The following is a 21,808-nucleotide window of genomic DNA, read 5'->3' on the forward strand; positions in this document are numbered from 1 at the left end:
TCCCTGTCCCAGGTCACCGAGGTCGCGCCCGGCTACCGGGCCCGCCACACCCTGCCGCTGCGGGTCGAGGCCGTACGGCAGCTGCGCCGTCGCCGGACCCTGGTGATGGGCCTGGTGCTGGCCTTGCTGCCGTTCGTCCTCGTGATCGCGTTCGCCGTCGGCGGCACCCCCGAGGGGCGGGAGGACCGGGTCACCCTGATGACCACGGCCACCGCCTCCGGCGCCAACCTCGCCGCCACCGCGCTGTTCGTCTCGGCCGCCTTCCTGCTGGTGGTACCGGTCGCGCTGTTCTGCGGCGACACCGTGGCCTCCGAGGCCAGCTGGTCCTCGCTGCGCTATCTGCTGGCCGCGCCCGTGCCCCGGGCCCGGCTGCTGGTGAGCAAGCTGGTGGTGGCCCTGGTGTTCAGCGCGGCCGCCATGGTGCTGCTGCCGCTGGTCGCGCTCGCGGTGGGCACCGTGGCGTACGGCTGGGGGCCGCTGCGGATGCCCACGGGCGGTGAGCTGCCGGTCGGGGACGCCCTGGTCCGGCTGGCCCTGGTGGTGCTGTACATCTTCCTGTCCCAGCTGGTCACGGCCGCCCTGGCGTTCTGGCTCTCGACCGTCACGGACGCGCCGCTGGGCGCGGTGGGCGGCGCGGTCGGGCTCACCATCGTGGGCAATGTGCTGGACGCGGTCACCGCGCTCGGCTCGTGGCGCGACTTCCTGCCCGCGCACTGGCAGTTCGCGTGGGCGGACGCGCTCCAGCCCCATATGGAGTGGGGCGGGATGGTGAAGGGCGTCTCGGTGTCCGTCGCGTACGCCCTGGTGCTCGTCGCGTTCGCCTTCCGCGGCTTCGGCCGCAAGGACGTGGTGTCCTAGCCGGGCCACGGCCGCTGACCCGGCCACGGCCGCTGCTCCGGCACGGATGCTGACCCGGCCACGGCCGCCGGGCCGGGTCAGTAGTCCTTGACGGTGTAGGAGTTGACCACCTCGTAGAAGCTGTCGTCGATATTGGTCGGGTTGGTGTCGGGCCCCTGCCCGGCCGATGCGTCCTGCGCCTGCTTCCGGGCCATGTTGTCCAGCGCGAGCTGCTGGTTGGCCGCCACATAGCCCCGCAGCTCGCGCTCGTAGGCGGCGAAGGCCGCGGTGTGGTCGCCGCCCGCGGCCCTGAGCTCGCCCGCCAGCACATAGGCGCCGACCACGGCCACGCTGGTGCTCTGCCCGGACGCCGGCGAGCCGCAGTATCCGGCGTCGCCGACCAGGGCCACCCGGCCACGGGACCAGGAGTCCACGTGGATCTGGGCCGCCGCGTCGAAGTGGAAGTCCGGCGCCCCCCACATGTACTCCAGCAGCCGCGGCATCTCCCAGCGCGCGTCCTTGTACCGCTCGGCCACCAGCCGCTTCTGCTCCGAGACCGACCGGGAGCCGAGGAACGTGGCGGGCGGTTCCTCGGAGTCGATGCCGATGTAGACCCGCGCCTCGGTGTTGTCGCGGACGCTCATCATCATGCCGCCCCAGACGTCCCCGGCCATCTGGTAGATGACCTCCCAGCGGTCGAGGCCCAGATAGTTCGGCACCGTCCACACGCCCAGATAGCCGCCCAGATGGCGGAGGAAGTCCTCCTCCGGGCCGAAGACCAGCGCCCGGGTGGAGGAGTGCACCCCGTCGGCCGCCACCACGATGTCGAAGGCGCGCGCACCGCCCCGGTGGAAGGTGACCGCCACCTCGTCGGGGCCCTGGACGAGCGAGGCGATCGAATCGTTGAAGAGGTACTCGATCCCGTCGCCACCCGCGGCCATCAGCACCGAGGACAGATCGTCCCGCAGGATCTCGATGTCGGAGCTGTTGAGATCTCCGCCACTCGCGGTCCGCTCGGTGGTGCTGAACAGCTCCTTGCCGTCGTCGTCGACCATCGACATGCCGCGCAGCCCGGTGCGGCGCGCCCGGACCTCCTCCAGCACGCCCATCCGCTCGCACACCTCGAGCGCCGGGCCCCGTACGTCGATCGCCTGTCCACCCGGGCGCGGGCGCGCGGCGCGCTCCACGACGGTGACCTGGAAACCATAACGATCCAGCCAGTAGGCGAGCGCGGGGCCGGCGATACTGGCCCCGGAAATCAGAACCCGTGCATTCCGCATGGCGTTGTCCCTTCCGAATTCAACCACCGAATGTGGTGCCTCGATAAAGACTGGCCGGAGCCGCCGACATGCCACCGACGCGGCGCCGACGCCGGGTCGATGACGCGCCGACGACCCGCCGACGCGGCGCCGACAGGGCGCCGACACGCGGGTGTCGCAGGGCAGTTGGGGATGGCCGGGGTCGATCGGCGGGCGAACGGAACTCTCTCATCGGTTAATGAGAGTGTTACCTCGATGTGTTGTGTGGTTCCGTAGTGATCGATGAGACTGGGGAATCCGACCGGTCGGCCCAAAAGATCGGTCGCCCCGCACTGGTGATGTTCGGTCCGCCCCCCACGATCCGAACAGGATGGGACCTAATGCGCAATTCACTGGAGCACGCCCGCGTGATCCCCGCCGCCGTCGTGCCCGTCTGTCCGAGAGCCCGCCGGAGATCTCACCTCTCCCCGCGCGGATCGGCCACGGTAGCGGCGTAGCCGCCTCTCACCACTCACCGAACGGCGGATCGCCCCGGCCTTCCCGGCGACGCCGTCCTCCGGCCTGCCCGTAGGCGCGTGCCCCCGTGCACCCGCCCGCGGGCCACGTGGTCTGCCATGACCCCGGCGGTCTGCCATGACCGCGGTGGTCTGCCCTGACCGCGGTGGTCCGTCATGACCACGCGGTCTGCCACGACCCGGCCGGAACGTCCGCGTGCCCACGGCCCGTTCGGTGACGCAACCCCCCACGAAAGGAACCCCTCAGGTGCTTACTTCGCACCACCCACGATCACGCGAACCCCAGCAACCCGTGCCCGCCGCTCGCGGCGACGTGGCGGGACAGAGCGGGCATGTGCTGGCGGTTGGCGAACCGGGCCCCAGGCTCGACCGGCTGACCCGGACACTCGTCTCCACCGGGCATGAGGTGACCCATGCGGAGCCCGGCGACGTCAGCCGACAGATGCGGCACTCCCCGCCGGACGCGATCGTCGCCCTGGACGACGCCGACGACGGACTGGACCTGATACGCGAGGTCCGCGCCGTCCCCGCGGGACGGGCGCTCCCCCTGCTGATGGTCACCTCCGACCCCGGCCCCACCGGCGTCGCCGACATGCTGCGCGGCGGCGCCGACGACTGCGTGGCGGAGACCTCCGACCCGGTCGAGCTCTCCGCCCGGATCGAGGCCAAGCTGCGCCGGGTCCCGGTCCCCGTCGAGAACCTGCTGCTCGACCCGCGCACCGGCCTGTACTCCCAGCCCCACTTCCTGGGCGAGCTCGACCGGGAGCTCAAGCGGGTCGACGACAGCCGCACCGGTGGCGTCGTCGCCATGGTGGGCGTGGCCGAGATCGCCGCGCTCGAGGCCCGGCTGGGGCCGCGGGTGCGCCGGGAGGTGGCCGAACGTCTCGCGGGCGTGGCCGAGAAGCTGGGCGGCGTCTGCGACCGGCTCGGCTGGGACGACGAAGGCCATCTGCTGATGCTGATGCCCGGTGTGGACGAGGAGGCCGCGCGCCGCGAACTCCAGAACTTCGCCAACGCCGTGGCCGGGACCCGTTTCGTGGTGGCCGACGAGAACGTGCGGCTGACCCCGGCGATCGGCTGGACCCCGCTGGCCGACTGCGCGGACCGCGCCCAGGCCGTCGCCAACGCCCGGAACGCGGTCGAGGAGTCGGTCCGCCACCGGGATCTGCGGCCGGTCAAGTACGCGGCGTGGATGCGCGGCACCCACCGGCGCAGCCGCCGTACCCTCGCCACCGCGCTCCGCACCCTGCTGTCGGCGCTCTCGCCCGTCCTGGTGCTCCTCTTCGGGGTGGGCATCCCGTTCGTCTTCTACCAGCAGATGTACGAGCTGGGCTGGGACGTGGGCTCGGCCGCGTACTGGGTCGTGGTGTCCGGCCTGGTGCTCTCGGCCGCGCTGATCGTGCTGGAGTGCCTCTTCTCGCTGGACGCCAAGCCCCGGCCGGAACGGCCCGCGCAGCCGTACCCACCGGCCAGCGCCGTCATCGCCGCGTATCTGCCCAATGAGGCCGCGACCATCGTCGACACCATCGAGTCCTTCCTGCGCCTGGACTACCCCAACGAGCTGGAGATCGTGCTCGCGTACAACACGCCGCACCCCATGCCCGTGGAGGAGACCCTGCGCGAGATGGCCCGCCGCGACCCGCGGCTGGTGCTGATGCCGGTGGCGGGCAGCACCTCCAAGGCGCAGAACGTCAACGCCGCGGTCACCCGGGTGCGCGGTGAGTTCGTCGGCATCTTCGACGCGGACCACCACCCGGTGCCCGACGCCTTCCAGCACGCCTGGCACTGGCTGTCAGCCGGCTACGACGTGGTCCAGGGCCACTGCGTGATCCGCAACGGCGAGAGCTCCTGGGTCGCCAAGCTGGTGGGCGTGGAGTTCGAGGCCATCTACGCGGTCAGCCACCCCGGCCGCACCCGGCTCTACACCTTCGGTGTCTTCGGCGGCTCCAACGGTTTCTGGCGCACCGATCTGCTCGCCAGGACCCGGATGCACGGCACGATGCTCACCGAGGACATCGACTCCACGATGCGCGCCCTGCACGAGGGCGCCCGGATCGCCACCGACCGCACGCTCATCTCGCGCGAACTGGCGCCCACCACCCTCAAGGCGCTGTGGAACCAGCGGTCGCGCTGGGCCCAGGGCTGGCTCCAGGTGTCGCTGAAGTACCTGTGGCGCGGCTTGCGTTCCCCGGCCTTCACCGCCCGCCAGAAGGCGGGGCTGCTGGTGCTGCTGGGGTGGCGGGAGATCCAGCCGTGGCTGACCCTCCAGATCCTGCCCGTACTGCTGTACTCGGCGTGGCGGGCCGGGGGAGTGGACCATCTCGACTGGGCGGTGCCGGTCTGCCTGCTGGCCACCTTGTTCACACTGTCCGCCGGGCTGGTGCAGGCGCTGTTCGCGTGGCGGCTCGCGGTGCCGGAACTGCGCCGCCGCAGGGCGTGGTTCTGGCGGTATCTGCTGGTGTCCACCGTCTTCTACAGCCACTTCAAGAACATCGTGGCCCGGCAGTCGCTCCTCAAGGAGGTGCTGCGGGACCGCCAGTGGCGGGTCACCCCGCGCCCCGGTGACAAGGCGGTGAAGCGGACATGAGCACGCTGTCCACGGCCATCGCGTCCACCACCGCCCCCCGGGCGGTCAACGGCACACCCGCCAAGGGCGCGCCCTCGCGGAACCGGATGAGCCAGGAGATCCAGGGCCTGCGGGGAATGGCGGCGCTGCTCACCGTCGTCTTCCACGTCTGGCAGCAGTACTTCGTCTACGACCGGGACGGAGCCCACTCACCGGTGCCCAACCGGTACGCGAACGCGCTGGTGTCGCTGGAGGTCATCGACCTCTTCTTCGTGCTGTCCGCGTATCTGCTGACGCTGTCCTACGCACGGGCGGCGATCGAGGGGGGCTCGACCCGGCCCGGCCGGGTGTTCCTCTTCCGGCGGGCCATCCGGATCGTCCCGCTGTACTTCCTGGCGGTGACGTTCATCTGGGCCACCCGCAATCCCACCCTGCCCGGCGAGTGGTCCGATCTGCTGCACCATCTCACCTTCACCCAGGTCTTCGACCAGGAGCAGATCTTCTACACCATCGGCCCGACCTGGTCGTTGTCGCTGGAAATCATGTTCTATGTGGCGTTGGTGGGGCTCGGCCCGCTGGCCGTCCGCGCCTGCCGTCCGCTGCGCCGGAGGGCCTCCCGGGTGGCGGTGTGCGCCGTGGGCTGTGCCCTGCTGTACATCGGGCCGTTCATCTGGATCGCGGTCGCACGCTACGGGCTGGAGATCCCGCACACCGAATGGCCGGTGTACTTCGGACCGCAGGCCCGCTTCGGGGGGTTCGCGGCGGGCATGGGCCTCGCCGTGGCGATGGTCGCCCTCGGCGACCGCGGCCGGCTGGACGCGAAGGTGGCGATCCCGCTGCGGGCGGCCGCCCTCGTAGGGCTGTACCTGCTGTCCTACTGCGGTACGGAGGCGGAGGACTTCCCGACCACCTTCTACCATCCGCTGTCCGCCCTGCTGTGGATGCTGCTGCTGTACAGCACCATCCATGTGCGGCGGCAGGGGCGGTGGCACGCATGGCTCACGGCCCGCTGGCTCACCGGTGTCGGCCTCGCCAGCTACAGCCTCTTCGTCTGGCATGAGCCGATCATGCTGGGCCTGTACAACGCGGGGCTGCTGCCGCCCGACGGCCAGGAGGGCTTCCCGCTGGCCGTGGTCATCGTGCTGGTGGTGGCCGTGCCCGCCGCCGCGGTGAGCTACTGGGCCATCGAGTACCCGGCGAGCCTGCTCGGGAAGCTCAAGGACGGCAAGGGCCGTTCGCGCGACTTTTATCCGGAGGCCGCGCGCTAGCCAGGAACACACGTTCCCCGGTGCACGGGTGGCCGTACACCGGGGGACGGTGGTTATCATCTGGCTGGTTCTTTACTGTCTAACACGTGTGCGTCGGACATCTGTTCCGCTGGGAATCGGGCTTCCGGGGCACCCCACCCAACCCATGCCATAACGGGGAGACCAGCGAAATGGGTCGACACAGCCGACCGACCGCCGCACAGCAGGCGCGTACCACGACGCTCAAGGCGGCCACCGCCCTCGGAGTGGCCGGAACCATAGCCTTCGGCCTCCACTCGACGGTCGGCGGTGACAAGTCCGTCGAGGCCCGCTCCGATGTGAACGCACAGCAGGCGCAGACGCCGGACGAGGTCGAGCCCACCGCGGATCACTCGCCCTCGCAGAGCCATGTCTCGCCCAGCGAGTCCTCGAAGCCGAAGCTGATCTCCGACCACACCGACGCCGCCACCCCCGGTGGCGGCGGTTCGGACCGGAGCGCCGGCACCCCGCGGCACGCAGCCCCGGGCACCCCGGACGCGGCCCCCTCCAAGGCCGCGCCCACCATGGCGCCCACCGCCCCCGCGCAGCGGAACGACCAGGTGCCCTCGTCGCCCTCCGCGCCGAGCGAGACGACCCCGAGCGCCGACCCGACCACTCCGTCGCAGCAGCCCGGCCAGCCGTCGCAGACCCCCGGTCAGGGCGGCCACCACGGCAAGGGTGTGGTGGGCGGACTGGTGGACGGTGTCGGCGACACCCTGGACGGGGTGCTCGGCGGGGTCGGCGGGGTGCTCGGCGGCTGAGCGCCGCCGCCTCACCCCGTGGCCAGCGCCTTGAGGTCCGCCAGGCTTCCGTTGAACCGGTTGTGGTCGCCCACCAGCGGCCCGCTGGAGGTGTACTGCCACAGGGTGTGGGCCTTCCAGCCGGCCGGCAGCGGACCGGGGGTGGCGGCGTACCGCGCCAGCCACAGCCGGTTCCGCTCGGCGAAGGCGGCGCTGTCGCCGGTGCACGTCCGCCACCAGCCGGTGGTCGTGTAGATCACCGGCCGGCGTCCGGTGCGCTCCTTGACCCGCGCGGTGAAGTCGCCGATCCAGTTCACGATCTGGGCGTCGGTCAGGCCGTAGCAGGTTGCTCCGTACGGGTTGTACTCGAGGTCCAGGACGGGCGGCAGTGTCCTGCCGTCGTCCGACCAGTCGCCGCCATTGGCGACGAAGAAGTCCGCCTGACGGGTGCCGCTGGAACGGTCCGGCAGGGCGAAGTGGTAGGCGCCGCGGATCATGCCCTGCTGGAAGGAGCCGTTGTACTGCGCGGCGAACGAGGGGTTCTTGTAGGTCGTGCTCTCGGTGGCCTTCACATAGGCGAATCGGACGTCGTCGTCCCACAGGGCCGCCCAGTCGACCGAACCCTGGTGGTCGCTGACGTCCACGCCCTCCACCGAGGCCGCTCTGGCGGCCCGGGGCGTGGCGCCGGGGTCGGTCTTCTCGTGACGGGCGATGGTCGAGCCCATCCAGTCCCGCTCGGGGTGCGGGACGGACGCCGCGGGGGCCGGGCCGTTGCCGGCGTCGTGGTCGGGGTCGGTCGTCGAGGCCGTGGCCGGTACGAGGGTGGCGAGGACGGCGGCGGTGATCGCCACTCCCAGTCCGCCGATGGCGTAGGGCGAGCGCAGACGCGAGGGGCGCCGGTGGGCGCCCTTACCGGATTTCAGGGACATCTGTTCCTCCGATCCGTTCCGCATCGACGGTATGCGCGCCGAACGAAGAACGTGAAGCGGAACGGGAAATTCTGTCCCTCCGTCAGCGGTCCCGGCCCTCCTCGCCGAACGGCCCGGACGGCAGGCCGTAGCCCGCCACCAGCGCCCTCGCGGCCCGGGTCGCCCGGATGGCGACCTCCTCGACCACGTCATCCGGATCGCCGAACTTCCCTTCCAGCAATTGGGCGACATAGCCGCGGGCGAGCGCGTGCAGGGCGTCGAGCAACGCCACCGCCGTCACTGCGGCATCGCCCGGGGCGACCACCTCGAAGGCGCTGGGCAGCAGCAGGTCCACGAACTCCCTGCTGCTGTCCCGTAGCTCCGGATGGGTGGCCCGCAGCCCCGTAGCGAAGAGGATGTCAAGACCGCCGCGGTAGCGGGCCGCCGTGCGCACGAAGGTGCCCGCCACCGTCGCCAGCCGCTCCTGGGCGGACCCGACGTCGGCCACCGTTTCCAGGTAGATGGCCCGCAGCCGCCGCGAGACCTCCAGGGCGGCGGCCGCGAGCAGCGCGTCACGGTCGGCGAAGTGGCGGTACGGCGCGCCCGGGCTCACACAGGTGCGGCGCGCGGCCTCCGCCACGGAGAAGCCGCGCACTCCGACCTCGTCGATGATCTCCAGGGTCGTCTGCACCAGCGCGGCGGCCAGGTCGCCGTGGTGGTAGGTGGCGCGTCCCTTCGGGGTGGGTGCCATTCGGGTGACCCTACCCGACCCGCGATTCCGGCTCACCCGCCCCTGGCCTGCGCCTTTCGGCGGCCCGGGCGGCCCGCAGGGCGTCCCGCGAGCGCTCGACGCGGATCGGCAGATCCCGCACCCGCTCTCCGGTGGCATGGTGGAAGGCGTTGCCGATGGCCGCCGCCGCGCCCACGATGCCCAGTTCGCCGATGCCCTTGGCGCCCACCGGGTTGGTGGTGTTGTCGTCCTCCTCCAGCAGCACCACGTCCAGTCGCGGAACATCGGCGTGGGCGGCGATGTGATAGCCCGCGAAGTCATGGTTGGCGAAGTCGCCGAAGACCGGATCGACCTCGCCGATCTCCAGCAGCGCCATCGACAGACCCATCGTCATGGCCCCGAGGAACTGGGAGCGCGCGGTGTGCGGATTGACGATCCGCCCGGCGGCGAACACGCCCAGCATCCGGTCCACCCGGATCTCACCGGTGTCGCCGTCCACCCGCACCTGGGCGAACTGCGCCCCGAAGGTGTGCCGCGACAGATCCGCCCGCCGCTCCAGATCCTCGACGGTGTTCGCCACCACCTCCAGACCGCCGTCCGGGACCACACCCCCGTAGGTGTCCAGCTCCTTGAGCAGCGCACGGCACGCCTTGTCCACCGCCCAGCCCCACGATGCGGTGCCGAGCGAACCGCCCGCGAACGGCGCCATGCCCAGCGAGGCACGCCCGATCTCCAGCCGCAGCCGCGACAGCGGAATGCCGAGCGCGTCCGCCGCCACCTGGGTGAGGGCGGTACGGGCGCCCGTGCCCAGGTCGGCCGCGCCGATGCGCACCCGGTACGTCCCGTCCTCCTCGGCGCGCGCCACCGCGGAGGAGGGGAAGGTGTAGTCCGGGTGGTGCGAGGCGGCCACACCGGTGCCCAGCAGCCAGCGCCCCTCACGCCGGATCCCCGGGGCCGGATCACGGCGCTCCCAGCCGAACCGCGCCGCGCCCTCGCGCAGACAGGCCACCAGGTTGCGGCTGCTGAACGGCTTGCCGCTCTCCGGGTCGGTCTCCGGCTCATTGCGGATGCGCAGCTCGACCGGGTCCATGCCCAGCGCCCCGGCCAGCTCGTCGACGGCCGACTCCAGCGCGAACATCCCCGGGGTGTGGCCGGGGGCGCGGAACCAGGCGGGCGTCATCACATCGAGCGGCGCCACCTTCACCGTCGTACGGACGTGGGGCGCCGCGTACATCATCCGTGTCGAGGACACCGTCTGATCGGCGAACGGCACCTGGGCCGAGCGCTGCTGTACCGACTCGTGCTGGATCACCGTCAGCCGGCCGTCGCGCTCGGCGCCCAGCCGCACCCGCTGGATCGTGGGGGAGCGGTAGGGGATCAGCTGGAACATCTGCTGCCGGGTCAGGGCGATCTTCACCGGCCGTTCGACGGCCCGCGCGGCGAGCGCCGCCAGCACCGTCGGCGAGCGCGGAATGCCCTTGGAGCCGAAGCCCCCGCCGATGTACTCGGCCACGATCTCCACCGCGCTCAGCTCGATCCCGAACAGCGCGGACATCAGCTGCGCGCTCATATAGGGACCCTGGTCGGAGTTGAACAGCGTCAGCCGGTCCTCGTCCCACACCGCGATGGTGGCATGCGGCTCCATCGGACTCGGATGCTCCACCGGAGTGGTGTACGTGGCGTCCACCCGCACCGGGGCGGTGGCCCAGGCGCCATCGGCGTCACCGCGCTCCACCAGGCCCGGGCTGCCGTCGGTCACCGTCTCGGCGATCTCCAGCCGCTCGTCGTCGGCGCGCAGCACCACATCGTGCGGCTCCCGCTCATAGCCCACCCGGACCGCCGCCGCGCCCTCGCGCGCCGCCTCCAGCGAGGTGGCCACCACGGCGGCCACGATCTGGCCGTGGTACGCCACCTGAGGGGACTGAAGCACGAAGAGGTCCGCGCTCGCCTGCGCCTCGGCGTTCAGCCGCGGGGCGCTTGTGTGGTCGAGCACCGCCAGCACACCGGGCAGGGCCAGCGCCGGGGCGGGGTCCACCTCCGTCACCCGGCCGCGGGCGATGGTGGCCTGCACCGGCCATACGTAACTGACGTCCCGGGTGGGGAACTCATAGGCGTAGCGCGCCGCGCCGGTCACCTTGTCCAGGCCGTCGACCCGGGTCACCGGGGCGCCGACGCTCTGTTCGACGGTGGTCATGCGCGATCCCTCCTCGCGACGAGGTCGCGGACGCCCGCGACGATCAGATCAGTGGCCAGGTCGACCTTGAAGGCGTTGTCGGGCAGTGGCCGCGCCTCGGCCAGCTCGGCTTGCGCCGCCTCGCGCAGCGTCTCCTCGTCCGGCCGGGCGCCGCGCAGCCGCTCCTCGGCGGTCCGGGCGCGCCACGGCCGTGGCGCCACTCCGCCGAGCGCGATCCGCACGTCCCGCAGCGAGCCGTCCTCGGCCACGGACACCGAGGTGGCGACGCTCACCAGCGCGAAGGCGTACGACCAGCGGTCGCGCACCTTGCGGTAGCGCATCCGGGCACCGTGCGGCGGCGGGGGCAGCTCCACGGCGGTGATGAGGTCGCCGTGGTCCAGGACGGTCTCCCGGTGCGGTGTGTCGCCGGGCGGCAGATACAGCTCCGCCACCGGAACGGCGCGCGAGCCGCCGTCCACCGACCGCACGTGCGCCACCGCGTCGAGCGCCACCAGCGCCACCGCCATGTCGGAGGGGTGGGAGGCCACGCAGTGGTCGGAGGTGCCCAGCACGGCCAGATCGCGGTGCGCGCCCTGGATCGCCGGGCACCCGGTGCCCGGCTCGCGCTTGTTGCACGGCTTGGTCACGTCCTGGAAGTACCCGCAGCGGGTGCGCTGGAGCAGATTGCCGCCCACCGTGGCGACCGTGCGCAGCTGCCCGGAGGCCCCCGCCAGCAGCGCCTGGGACAGCAGCGGGAAGCGCTCACGGACGCCCGGATCGCCCGCCAGCGCGCCGTTGCGCACGGTGGCGCCGATGAGCACGGAGCCGTCCGCGCGGTGCTCGATCCGGTCGTACGGCAGCCGGGAGACGTCGATGAGCAGACCCGGGTCGGTGACGCCGAGCTTCATCAGGTCCACCAGATTGGTGCCGCCGCCGAGATAGGTGGCATCGGGGCGCTGGGCGATCAGCGCGGCCGCCTCGGCGGCGTCGCCCGCGCGGGCGTAGGCGAACTCCTTCATCGGGCGCCCCCGACGGTGGCCGTGTCCTGGGCGGCTTGGGCGCCCGCGGCCTCCAGCACGGCCTCGACGATCCCGTTGTACGCGCCGCAGCGGCACAGGTTGCCGCTCATCCGCTCGCGCACCTCCCGCGCGTCCAGCGCGGAGACATCGGCCACCCCGGTGGCGGTGTCCTCGGTGACATGGCTGGGCCAGCCGCGCCCGGCCTCGCCCAGCGCCCCGATGGCGGAGCAGATCTGGCCCGGGGTGCAATAGCCGCACTGGAGCCCGTCGTGGTCGAGGAAGGCACGCTGCACCGGGTGCAGCTCCCCGCCGTCCGACAGCGCCGCCACGCCCTCGATGGAGACGATCTCGCGCTCCTCGGCGGTCACCGCGAACATCAGGCAGCTGTTCACCCGCTCACCGTCCACCAGCACCGTGCAGGCCCCGCACTGACCGTGGTCACAGCCCTTCTTGGTGCCGGTGAGCCCGATCCGCTCGCGCAGCACATCGAGCAGGGTGGTCCGGTTGTCGATCGTCAGGGAGTGGGACGTGCCGTTGATCCGCAAGGTGATGTCGCTACTCGGTGAGTGATGTGAGAGGCTCATACATTGAATGTATCAACCTCTTACATCCGTGGCGAGGAGATATGAATTCCATGCGGGACGTCGTAGCGCAGATGCACCGATGGTGGGGCGAGGGCGAACCGTTCGCCCGGGCCACGGTGGTGGCGACCTGGCATTCCTCTCCGCTGCCGCCCGGGACGTCCATGCTGGTCGGCCCCGATGGCGCGGCGATCGGCAGCGTCTCCGGCGGCTGTGTCGAAGGCGCCGTCTATGAACTGGCCCAGGAGGTGACCGACAGCGGCAGGCCCGTGCTGGAGCGCTATGGCGTCAGCGACGACGACGCCTTCGCGGTCGGGCTGACCTGCGGCGGGATCATCGACGTCTATGTGGAGCGGATCGACCCCGCGGGCTTCCCCGAACTGGGCGAGGTGGCCGAGGCGGTGGCCGCCGGGGAGCCGGTGGCCGAGGTGATCTGCGTGGCCGTCGACGGGCCCGACCCGGAGGGACGGCTGGGCCGCCGGCTGGTCGTACGGCCCGACGGCACCTCCGGATCCCTCGGCTCCGGACGGCTGGACGCGGCCGTCGCCGAGGACGCGCGCGGACTGCTGGCCGGCGGGCGCACCGAGACCCTGCGCTTCGGCTACGACGGCGTCCGCATGGACGAGGAACTCACCCTGTTCGTCTCGGTCCACGCCACCCCGCCGCGGATGCTGGTCTTCGGCGCCGTGGACTTCGCGGCGGCCATGGCCCGGATCGGCGCCTACCTCGGCTACCACGTCACCGTGTGCGACGCCCGGCCCGTCTTCGCCACCCCGCGCCGCTTCCCCGAGGCACACGAGGTGGTGACCGACTGGCCGCACCGCTATCTGCGCACCGAGGCGGAGGCGGGCCGGATCGACGAACGCACGGTGGTCTGTGTGCTCACCCACGACCCCAAGTTCGATGTGCCGCTGCTGGACGTCGCCCTGCGCCTGCCGCTGGCCTACGTGGGCGCCATGGGCTCCCGCCGCACCCACGACGACCGGCTCCGCCGGCTGCGCGCCACCGGTCTCGGCGAGGAGGCGGTGGCCAAACTCGCCTCGCCGATCGGCCTGGACCTCGGCGCCCGTACCCCGGAGGAGACCGCCGTCAGCATCGCGGCCGAGATCATCGCCGACCGCTGGGGCGGCAGCGGCACCCGGCTGACCTCCCTCAGCGGCAGCATCCACAGTCAGGAGCCGATGCGGCCCGCGGCCGGAGGCTGAGACGGGGCCACGGCCCGGGCCGGGGATCGTCACAATGGTTCCCGGCCCGAATGGATGTAGGAGGAATCGAACCAGCCGTGGAGACCGCTCGAAGCAGCGACGACGACATAGAACCCACCGCCGCCGACGATGACGCGCCCCTCGGCGCCGGGGACACCGACGCCGCCCCGCCGCCGAGACCCGGCTGGCGCCGCTGGGTGATGGACATCCGGCCGCTGCGCCACCGCCCCTTCCGCCGGCTGTGGAGTTCCACCACCGTCACCGCCATCGGCAGCCAGCTCACCGCCGTCGCCGTGCCCAAGCAGATCTACGACATCACCGGCTCGTCGGCGTGGGTCGGCTACGCCAGCTTCGCCGGACTCCTCCCGCTGGTGGTCTTCGCGCTGTGGGGCGGGGTGGTGGCCGACCGGATGGACCGGCGCACCCTGATGCTTGTCACCAACGTGGGCATCGCCGTCACCTCGGTGCTGTTCTGGGCGCAGTCCTTCGCCGGTCTGGACTCGGTGGCGCTGCTCATGGTGCTGCTCGCCGTCCAGCAGGGCTTCTTCGGCATGAACTCCCCGGCCCGCAGCGCCTCCGTCGCCCGTCTCGTCCCCGCCGACGAACTGCCCGCCGCGGGCGCCCTCCAGTCCACCGTCGCCCAGACCGGCATGATCCTCGGCCCGCTGCTCGCGGGCGCCCTGATCCCCGTCCTCGGCCTGCCCGCGCTCTACCTCATCGACGCCGTGGCGCTGTGCGTCACCCTGTGGGCCGTCTGGCGGCTGCCCGCGCTGCCGCCCCTCACCGAGGGCGCCACGGGCGCCGAGGGCGGCGCGCGGCGGGGCGGATGGCGCGATGTGGTCGACGGCTTCCGGTACATCGCCGCCCACCGCATCCTGCTGATGTCGTTCCTCGCCGACATCATCGCCATGGTCTTCGGCATGCCCCGCGCGCTCTTCCCCCAACTCGCCGCGCACACCTACGCGCCCTGGGGCGAGGGGTTCGCGCTCGGCCTGCTCTTCGCGGCGATCCCGCTCGGCGCGGTGGCCGGCGGTCTGCTCTCCGGCACCTTCTCCCGCGCCCGCCGCCACGGCTTGATGGTCATCGCCGCCGTGGTGGCCTGGGGCGTGGCCATCACCGGATTCGGGCTCAGCCTCAACCTGTGGTGGGCGGTGGCCTTCCTCGCCCTCGCGGGCGTGGCCGACATGGTCTCGATGGTCTTCCGCGGGACGATCCTCCAGGCCGCAGCCACCGACGACATGCGCGGCCGGATGCAGGGTGTGTTCACCGTGGTGGTGGCGGGCGGCCCGCGCATCGCCGATCTGCTGCACGGCACCGCGGGCTCGCTCCTCGGGACCCGCGCGGCGGTCGCCGCGGGCGGGCTGCTGGTGGCCGTCAGCACACTCGGGCTCGCCGTCGCGGTGCCCGCGTTCCGCCGCTACACGCCCTGACGACGCGGCCGCGCTCGGGCAGGCGAACGCACGACGGCCGTGCCCCCGCCGGAATCCTGGGCGGGGGCACGGCCGTCGCGGCCCTCAGGCCGTACGCTCGTCGCGGTCGCCGCCCCACAGCGTGTGGAACGAACCCTCGCGGTCCACCCGCCGGTAGGTGTGCGCACCGAAGAAGTCCCGCTGCCCCTGGACCAGCGCGGCGGGCAGCCGCTCCGAGCGCAGCGCGTCGTAGTACGCCAGCGCCGCCGAGAAGCCCGGGGCCGGTACGCCCAACTCGACCGAGGTGGCCACCACCCGCCGCCAGGCGTCCTGCGCCGCGCCCAGCGCCTCGGCGAAGTGGTCGTCGGTCAGCAGCGTGACGGGCTTGCGGTCCTTGGCGTACGCCTCGGTGATCCGGTTCAGGAACCGCGCCCGGATGATGCAGCCACCGCGCCAGATCCGCGCGACCGCCCCGGGGTCGATGTCCCAGCCGTACTCCTGGCTGCCCGCCTCGATCTGGTGGATGCCCTGCGCGTACGCCACGATCTTCGAGGCGTACAGCGCCTGCTCGACATCGTCGGCGAACCGCTCCGCGGCGGCCCCCGTGAGCCCCTTGCCGGACGGCCCCGGCAGCCCCTGCGAGGCGTCCCGCAGCTCCGCGTGGCCGGACAGCGAGCGGGCGAACACCGCCTCGGCGATCCCACTCACCGGCACGCCCAGGTCCAGCGCGGTCTGCACGGTCCAGCGGCCGGTGCCCTTCTGCTCCGCCTGGTCCTGCACCACGTCCACGAACGGCTTGCCGGTGGCGGCGTCGGTGTGCCCGAGCACCTCGGCGGTGATCTCGATCAGATACGACTCCAGGCGGCCGCCGTTCCAGGTGCGGAACACCTCTGCGATCTCACCGGGCGACATGCCGAGCGCCCGCCGCAGCAGGTCGTACGACTCGGCGATGAGCTGCATGTCCGCGTACTCGATGCCGTTGTGCACCATCTTCACGAAGTGGCCGGCGCCGTCCGGGCCGATGTGGGTGCAGCACGGCGTGCCGTCCACCTTGGCGGAGATGGACTCCAGCAGCGGACCGAGGGACTTGTAGGATTCCACCGATCCGCCGGGCATGATGCTGGGCCCGTTGAGCGCGCCCTCCTCGCCGCCGGAGATGCCGGTGCCCACGAAGTGCAGCCCGCGCTCGCGCAGGGACTTCTCCCGGCGCCGGGTGTCCTCGAAGTGGGCGTTGCCCCCGTCGATGATCACGTCGCCCTCTTCGAGGAGGGGTGCGAACTCCTCGATGACGGCATCGGTGGGCGCACCCGCCTTGACCATGATGATCAGCCGCCGGGGCCGCTGGAGCGAGGCGACGAACTCCTCGGCGCTCTCCGCCGGCACGAAGTTCCCCTCGTGGCCGTGCTCCTCCATCAACGCCTTGGTCTTGGCGAACGTGCGGTTGTGGAGAGCGACGGTGTGCCCGTGCCGGGCGAAGTTGCGGGCGAGGTTGCTACCCATGACGGCGAGCCCTGTGACGCCGATCTGGGCGGTGGGCTGGACGGTGGAAGGGCTGGGCATACGGTGTTCCACTCCTGTCACGCGCATCGAATCCTTATGCGAGGCAGCAACGCCGAGGGGAGCGAGGATCTTCCCCGTCGATCAGCCGGATATCGCCCGGCCATAGTTGCACGATGTGCGCGACGGCGGACGAGTGTCCGAGGAAAGCGGCCAAGGTGTCTCATTTTTCTCTCGCCCAGGCGGGAGCCCGGATTGTGAGATCTCCACAAGGGGCCCTCTGGCGTTGTCCAGAGCGAAGTCCCATGGGCTGCCGGCTCCCGGCGCTCACTCGTCGTCGGACCCTCGGACGCCACCGGGCGGGCATCCCGCGCGGCACCCTGGCCGAGCCGCAGGCCGGCGACGATCCAATAGGTGATGATCATGATTCCCGTCCGGAGTCACCAGTCGCGGGCGACCACGTCGTCCCTTCCGCCCTCTGGGCGAAGTCGGTGGCCGGCTCGGTGGCGTAACGGCTCATCACCTGGAGGTTCGCCTGCGGGGTCAGCGCCTGGCCGCCGGTGATCATGTCCTGAAGGTCCCGGAAGTACTGCACATACAGGTCCGGTGTGAATGTGCTGAGCATGACGGCTGGTTGGTCGGTCACGTTGGCGAAGGTGTGCGGGGCGCCGGGAGGGACCATCACGAGCGTGCCCGCCGTCGCGTCGTAGTCCTGCTCTCCGACCGTGAATCGCACCGTGCCGGAGATGACGTAGAAACCCTCGTCGTGCTGGGCGTGGCGGTGCTGCGGCGGTCCGGGCGTGTGCGGTGCGAGGACGGATTCGGCGAGCCCGAGGCGGTGCCCGGTGTTGCTGCCGTCCTCGAGGATGCGCAGTCGCGTGGTGCCCAGGACGATCGTCTCACCGTCGCCCGGGCCGACCACCGATACGGCGGGGTCGGCATTCGGCTCACTGATCTTCGGTTCATCGGTCACGCCGTCATTCCACTGCCGGGGGGCCGTGAGTGTCCAAGACCCCTTCCGTGGTGTCGATACCGGATGGGTATCGTTCCACACATGAGCCAGCCGCCAACTCGGCGCGCGGGCGCTGACCGGCCACTGAGCGACGTCGGCCCGAACCCGGGGCGAACGGCCGGAGGAGCGGCGCGAACCGGGGGTCAGGGGCGGGCGAGGTCGGGGGAGCGGTGGCGGACGGGACTGACCGACTCGAGTGCCGCGCCCAGACGCAGGACGGTCGACTCGTCGTACCAGCGTGAGACGAGCTGGACACCGATCGGCAGCTTGTCGCCGGTGGCCCCGAACGGCAACGACAGCGCGGGCAAGCCGGTGAGGTTGAACGGCACGGTGGCGCGCATGATGCCGCGCGCCGGTACCGTCCGGTCCCCGACGAGCAACGTCGGCTGCGCATGGAGCGGGGCCGGCACCGGGCACACGGGGCACAGCAGCGCGTCGTAGCGCTCGAAGTATCCGGCGAACAGCGAACTGAGCGCCTCGACTCGTTGTTGCGCGGCGATGTAGTCGGCCGACGTCACCTCCGGATCCGAGAGCGTGCGTTGGATGACGGTGTGCAGCTCGGACTCGCGGCCGGCGGCGGCCCGCCGGAAGTACGGCACCGTCTCCGCGGTATACAGGACGGCGCTCAGCGCGGTGCCGTCGATCGTCTCCAACGTTCCCAGGGGAGCGGGTTCGACGGTGCAGCCGATGCCGCGCAGCGCCTCGGCAGCGGCCGCCACCGTGGCCGCCACCTCCCGGTCCACCGGACCGAATCCGGGCTCGGCCATCCAGCCGACGCGCAGCCCGGCCACCTCCTTCGGGGCGTCGGTGTGGGGTGGTGAGTGCCGCACGTCGCCATCCACGCCGTCAGGCCCGGAAAGAATGCGCAACGCGGTCACGATGTCCCGCACGCTGCGCGCCATCGGGCCGACGTGCCAGTACCGACGGGGGACTTCGGGCCAGTGTCCGGTGATCGGGATTCTTCCCCGGGTCGCCTTCAGGGCGACGATCCCCGTGTCGTGTGCTGGGCCCCGCACCGAGATGGCGACATCGCTGCCGAGCCCGAGCGGTGACATCCCGGCGGCGATCGCGGCCGACTCTCCGCTGCTGGAACCGCCGGGTGTGCGCTCGGCATCCCAGGGGTTGCGGGCCCGGCCGACGAGCAGGTTGTCGGTTTCGGTCCAGTAGGAGAACTCGGGCAGGTTCGTCTTGGCCAGCGGAATGGCACCGGCTGCCCGAAGCCGCGCTACCGAGGTCGCGTCCGCAGCCGCGAGGTGATCGCGGAACAACACGGAGCCGCGCGTGGTCACGACGCCCGCGACGTCCAGCGCGTCCTTGACCGTGAAGGGCACACCGTGCAGGGGCCCGAGGGAGGCACCGGCCTTGACCGATTCATCGGCGGCCCGCGCCGCGGCGAGTGCCTGTTCGGCGAGCACCGTCACCACCGCGTTCAGCCGTGGGTTGACCTCGGCCATCCGGTCCAGATGCGCCTGCACCACCTCGACCGCCGACACCTGCCGTGTCCGGATCAGCTCAGCCAGTTCGGTCGCGTCCCGGTGATGAAGCCCGTCCACACTCCTCCACCCTTCGTCTGCCGCACGGGATGTCCACACTATGACGTCGGCGAGCGCGAAGATGTAACCGCCGTGGGCGCCGATTCCCATCCGGTCAAGCAGGGCGGCAGCGCCCAGATCATCCGGACATGTGGCGGGTCTCAGCGGGTGTCCACGATTCCGCCCGTCACGGCGATCACTTCGCCCACCGTATAGCTCGAATCCGCGTCCGAGGCGAGGTAGACGTACGCCGGCGCGATTTCCTCCGGCTGGGCCGGGCGGCCAAGGGGCGCCTCGCTGCCGAGATCGGCGAGGCCTTCGCGTGGCATGTGATCGTCGGAGTTGTTGAGGGCGGTCCAAGTGGGCCCCGGTGCGACGATGTTGGCGCGGACTCCCCGCTCGGCCAGGTGGGGGGCGATGGATTTGGTGAAGGCGACCAGAGCCGCCTTGGACGCCGCGTAGTCGATCATCGTGGTGCTGCCCTTGAGAGCTTCCTCGGTGGCGGTGGCGATGACCGCATCGCCCGGCTCGAGGTGCGGCAGGGCCGCCATGACCAGGTGGAAGTAGGCGTACACATTGGTCTTGAAGGTGCGGTCCCAGTCCTCCGCGGTCAGTTGTTCCAGCTCCAGCTTGCTGTTCAGGTAGGCCGCGTTGTTGACCAGGATGTTCAGGCGGCCGAACCTCCGCACCGTCTGTTCGACGACCTCGCGGCAGAAGTCGGGGTCGCACAGGTCTCCGGGGAGGAGCAGGCATGTGCGGCCCTGTTCTTCCACGACGCGTTGCGTTTCCTCGGCGTCCGGCTGTTCGTAGGGGAGGTAGACGATGGCGACGTCGGCGCCTTCGCGTGCGTAGAGCAGGGCGACGGCGCGGCCGATCCCGGAGTCACCACCGGTGATCAGGGCCACCTTGCCGGTCAGCTTGCCGGATGCCCTGTAGTTTTCGGCCCGGTAGCGAGGGCGGGGGTCCATGTCCCGCTCGAGGCCGGGGGGCTCCTGTTTCAGCGCGCGGAACCGAGGTGTGGGCTCCGACACGACCTGAGGCGCGGTCTCGTACGCGGCGGTCTTCGTGGCGTCTCGTTCTTGCACGGCCATCCCTCCTCTGACGGGGCGGTTTCGGCGGCCGTGGCAGCCGGGCTGCCACGCGACCACGCGGTGTTGCCGAAGCAGGGTGGGCGGGTGCCCGGGGCGGCGCGTACGAAACGGCCGGGGGAGGTATCTCAGCAGGCGGGGACGGCGAAACCGGCCCAGACGGCACGGAACCCTGGCCGCACGGCCGCTCATCCAGCTCGCCCCTCAGCTCGTTCCGAAGCGTCTGCGGGATGCGAGTGAAGTTGCCAAGCACTGGAACACAACGGTTTGACATCAGTGCGCGGGGCTAGAAGAGTCAGCAACCGAGGTGCTTCGGAAAGCAGGCACACCCCGCGGGAGCCGCGCGTAACGCGCTGTGAACCCCAGATGTGCCGCGCTGGGCTTCCGCGCTGCTGGACAGCAACGAGCAGGGAGCAGAGATGACACCGATGATCACCGCACCCGCACCCGCACGTGCCCGCCACTCTCACGACGACGCCCCTGACACCCAGGCCGACTTCGAGCGGCTGGCCGCGGCCTCCGATGGGCCCGAGCGCGAGGTGCTGGTGGAGGAGCTGGTGGCGGCCTGGCTGCCGATGGCCCACCGCCTCGCCCACCGCTACCGCAACCGCGGAGAGAACCTGGAGGACCTGGAACAGGTCGCGGCGATGGGCCTGGTCAAGGCCGTCGACCGCTACGACGCGCGGCGCGGCGGCGCGTTCGAGCCGTATGCCATCCCCACGATCGTCGGGGAGCTCAAGCGGTACTTCCGCGACCACAGTTGGGCCCTGCACGTTCCCCGGCGGGTGCAGGAGCTGCGCAACAAGGTCCGCGCCACCGTCCAGGAGATGGCCGCCACCGAAGGCGCCGGCCGCTCCCCGACCGTGGCGCAGGTCGCCGAGGCCGCCGGTATGAACGAGGAGGACGTGCTCACCGGCATGGAGGCCCTCGGCAGTTACCGCTCCCTTTCCCTGGACGCCGAGCTGACGGGTGCGGATGACGGCTACTCCCTGGCCGACACCCTCGGCCGGCCCGAGGCCCGCTACGAGACGGTCCTCGACCGCGAAGCGGTCAAGCCCTGCCTGCACCGGCTTCCGGAGCGGGAGCAGCACATCCTGTACCTGCGGTTCTTCCGCGATATGACCCAAGCGCGCATCGCCGATGAGCTGGGCATCTCCCAGATGCATGTCTCGCGTCTCATCTCCCGCAGCTGCCACGACATCCGCGAACAGGTCGAGACCGAGCCGCGGCCCCAGCCGATCCCGGCCGCCGCCTGATGCCCGGCGCCCGGCACCGGGCGCCGGGCGCCGAGCAGCGCAGCGTGATCGCCGCCCGCCACCAACTCCCCGGCGCCCGCACCGAAGACGACTCCCTCCTCATCCCCGACACCTGAGAAACGCCCTGTGGGCCCGGCACCGGCCGGGCCCACCGTTTGATCAGGTCGCGTTGCAGGTCAGGGCAGTCCGAGCAGT

The 21,808-nt window shown here is 71.4% G+C and carries 17 protein-coding genes; 7 read left to right on the plus strand and 10 right to left on the minus strand.

What is annotated here, in order from left to right; translation table 11 throughout:
- The first annotated feature begins 3 nt into the window (after positions 1 to 3).
- Positions 4 to 858, plus strand: a complete 855-nt coding sequence (locus ACT2CW_RS44975) for an ABC transporter permease (RefSeq protein ID WP_445519703.1) — start codon at positions 4 to 6, stop codon at positions 856 to 858.
- Between the two features lie 77 nt (positions 859 to 935).
- Here the strand turns inward: ACT2CW_RS44975 and ACT2CW_RS44980 are convergent, their stop codons facing one another.
- Positions 936 to 2,117: an FAD-dependent monooxygenase gene (locus ACT2CW_RS44980; RefSeq protein ID WP_445519685.1), complete on the minus strand. Its 1,182-nt coding sequence runs from the start codon at positions 2,115 to 2,117 to the stop codon at positions 936 to 938.
- Between the two features lie 1,086 nt (positions 2,118 to 3,203).
- Between ACT2CW_RS44980 and ACT2CW_RS44985 the strand changes: the two genes are divergently transcribed.
- From ACT2CW_RS44985 to ACT2CW_RS44995, 3 genes are all read left to right on the plus strand, one after another.
- On the plus strand, positions 3,204 to 5,198 hold the full coding sequence (locus tag ACT2CW_RS44985) for a glycosyltransferase (protein ID WP_445519702.1): 1,995 nt from the start codon (positions 3,204 to 3,206) through the stop codon (positions 5,196 to 5,198).
- On the plus strand, positions 5,195 to 6,445 hold the full coding sequence (locus ACT2CW_RS44990) for an acyltransferase family protein (RefSeq protein ID WP_445519684.1): 1,251 nt from the start codon (positions 5,195 to 5,197) through the stop codon (positions 6,443 to 6,445). Before ACT2CW_RS44985 ends, ACT2CW_RS44990 begins: the two co-directional genes overlap by 4 nt.
- A 170-nt stretch (positions 6,446 to 6,615) precedes the next feature.
- Positions 6,616 to 7,224 carry an extensin gene (locus tag ACT2CW_RS44995; RefSeq protein ID WP_164426616.1) on the plus strand — a complete coding sequence of 203 codons (609 nt, stop codon included), beginning with the start codon at positions 6,616 to 6,618 and terminating at the stop codon, positions 7,222 to 7,224.
- 11 nt (positions 7,225 to 7,235) lie between these two features.
- Here ACT2CW_RS44995 and ACT2CW_RS45000 read toward each other — a convergent pair whose 3' ends face one another.
- The 5 genes from ACT2CW_RS45000 to ACT2CW_RS45020 all read right to left on the minus strand — a co-directional run bounded on the left by ACT2CW_RS45000 (position 7,236) and on the right by ACT2CW_RS45020 (position 12,617).
- Positions 7,236 to 8,132 carry a lysozyme gene (locus ACT2CW_RS45000; RefSeq protein ID WP_164426618.1) on the minus strand — a complete coding sequence of 299 codons (897 nt, stop codon included), beginning with the start codon at positions 8,130 to 8,132 and terminating at the stop codon, positions 7,236 to 7,238.
- Between the two features lie 82 nt (positions 8,133 to 8,214).
- Positions 8,215 to 8,862, minus strand: coding sequence for a TetR/AcrR family transcriptional regulator (locus tag ACT2CW_RS45005; RefSeq protein WP_164426620.1), 648 nt, complete (start codon positions 8,860 to 8,862; stop codon positions 8,215 to 8,217).
- 10 nt (positions 8,863 to 8,872) lie between these two features.
- Positions 8,873 to 11,035, minus strand: a complete 2,163-nt coding sequence (locus ACT2CW_RS45010; protein ID WP_445519683.1) for a xanthine dehydrogenase family protein molybdopterin-binding subunit — start codon at positions 11,033 to 11,035, stop codon at positions 8,873 to 8,875.
- Positions 11,032 to 12,033, minus strand: coding sequence for an FAD binding domain-containing protein (locus ACT2CW_RS45015; RefSeq protein ID WP_445519682.1), 1,002 nt, complete (start codon positions 12,031 to 12,033; stop codon positions 11,032 to 11,034). Before ACT2CW_RS45015 ends, ACT2CW_RS45010 begins: the two co-directional genes overlap by 4 nt.
- Positions 12,030 to 12,617, minus strand: coding sequence for a (2Fe-2S)-binding protein (locus tag ACT2CW_RS45020; RefSeq protein WP_445519681.1), 588 nt, complete (start codon positions 12,615 to 12,617; stop codon positions 12,030 to 12,032). Before ACT2CW_RS45020 ends, ACT2CW_RS45015 begins: the two co-directional genes overlap by 4 nt.
- A 50-nt stretch (positions 12,618 to 12,667) precedes the next feature.
- Here ACT2CW_RS45020 and ACT2CW_RS45025 point away from each other — a divergent pair, with 50 nt between their 5' ends.
- Positions 12,668 to 13,819 (plus strand): XdhC family protein, encoded by a 1,152-nt coding sequence (locus tag ACT2CW_RS45025; RefSeq protein WP_445519680.1) that lies wholly within the window; start codon positions 12,668 to 12,670, stop codon positions 13,817 to 13,819.
- A gap of 77 nt (positions 13,820 to 13,896) precedes the next feature.
- On the plus strand, positions 13,897 to 15,249 hold the full coding sequence (locus tag ACT2CW_RS45030; RefSeq protein ID WP_445519679.1) for an MFS transporter: 1,353 nt from the start codon (positions 13,897 to 13,899) through the stop codon (positions 15,247 to 15,249).
- A gap of 84 nt (positions 15,250 to 15,333) precedes the next feature.
- Here the strand turns inward: ACT2CW_RS45030 and gndA are convergent, their stop codons facing one another.
- The 4 genes from gndA to ACT2CW_RS45050 all read right to left on the minus strand — a co-directional run bounded on the left by gndA (position 15,334) and on the right by ACT2CW_RS45050 (position 20,354).
- Positions 15,334 to 16,788 (minus strand): NADP-dependent phosphogluconate dehydrogenase, encoded by a 1,455-nt coding sequence (gene gndA, locus ACT2CW_RS45035; RefSeq protein ID WP_445519678.1) that lies wholly within the window; start codon positions 16,786 to 16,788, stop codon positions 15,334 to 15,336.
- A 358-nt stretch (positions 16,789 to 17,146) separates the two neighbouring features.
- Positions 17,147 to 17,698, minus strand: coding sequence for a cupin domain-containing protein (locus ACT2CW_RS45040; RefSeq protein ID WP_445519677.1), 552 nt, complete (start codon positions 17,696 to 17,698; stop codon positions 17,147 to 17,149).
- Between the two features lie 182 nt (positions 17,699 to 17,880).
- A complete protein-coding gene (locus ACT2CW_RS45045; protein WP_445519676.1) occupies positions 17,881 to 19,290 on the minus strand; it encodes an amidase in 1,410 nt (469 codons plus the stop codon).
- Positions 19,291 to 19,430: 140 nt separating this feature from the next.
- On the minus strand, positions 19,431 to 20,354 hold the full coding sequence (locus ACT2CW_RS45050) for an SDR family oxidoreductase (RefSeq protein ID WP_445519675.1): 924 nt from the start codon (positions 20,352 to 20,354) through the stop codon (positions 19,431 to 19,433).
- A 422-nt stretch (positions 20,355 to 20,776) separates the two neighbouring features.
- Here ACT2CW_RS45050 and ACT2CW_RS45055 point away from each other — a divergent pair, with 422 nt between their 5' ends.
- Positions 20,777 to 21,613, plus strand: a complete 837-nt coding sequence (locus tag ACT2CW_RS45055) for a SigB/SigF/SigG family RNA polymerase sigma factor (RefSeq protein ID WP_445519674.1) — start codon at positions 20,777 to 20,779, stop codon at positions 21,611 to 21,613.
- Positions 21,614 to 21,808: the final 195 nt, after the last annotated feature.

The sequence above is a fragment of the Streptomyces sp. NEAU-174 genome (assembly GCF_052665095.1).

Bases quoted from the DNA above. Each gene is read 5' to 3' on its own strand.
- ACT2CW_RS44980 (WP_445519685.1), bottom strand. From the start codon at position 2,117: ATGCGGAATGCACGGGTTCTGATTTCCGGGGCCAGTATCGCCGGCCCC.
- ACT2CW_RS44985 (WP_445519702.1), top strand. From the start codon at position 3,204: ATGCTGCGCGGCGGCGCCGACGACTGCGTGGCGGAGACCTCCGACCCG.
- ACT2CW_RS44990 (WP_445519684.1), top strand. From the start codon at position 5,195: ATGAGCACGCTGTCCACGGCCATCGCGTCCACCACCGCCCCCCGGGCG.
- ACT2CW_RS44995 (WP_164426616.1), top strand. From the start codon at position 6,616: ATGGGTCGACACAGCCGACCGACCGCCGCACAGCAGGCGCGTACCACG.
- ACT2CW_RS45000 (WP_164426618.1), bottom strand. From the start codon at position 8,132: ATGTCCCTGAAATCCGGTAAGGGCGCCCACCGGCGCCCCTCGCGTCTG.
- ACT2CW_RS45005 (WP_164426620.1), bottom strand. From the start codon at position 8,862: ATGGCACCCACCCCGAAGGGACGCGCCACCTACCACCACGGCGACCTG.
- ACT2CW_RS45010 (WP_445519683.1), bottom strand. From the start codon at position 11,035: ATGACCACCGTCGAACAGAGCGTCGGCGCCCCGGTGACCCGGGTCGAC.
- ACT2CW_RS45015 (WP_445519682.1), bottom strand. From the start codon at position 12,033: ATGAAGGAGTTCGCCTACGCCCGCGCGGGCGACGCCGCCGAGGCGGCC.
- ACT2CW_RS45020 (WP_445519681.1), bottom strand. From the start codon at position 12,617: ATGAGCCTCTCACATCACTCACCGAGTAGCGACATCACCTTGCGGATC.
- ACT2CW_RS45025 (WP_445519680.1), top strand. From the start codon at position 12,668: ATGCGGGACGTCGTAGCGCAGATGCACCGATGGTGGGGCGAGGGCGAA.
- gndA (WP_445519678.1), bottom strand. From the start codon at position 16,788: ATGCCCAGCCCTTCCACCGTCCAGCCCACCGCCCAGATCGGCGTCACA.
- ACT2CW_RS45055 (WP_445519674.1), top strand. From the start codon at position 20,777: ATGACACCGATGATCACCGCACCCGCACCCGCACGTGCCCGCCACTCT.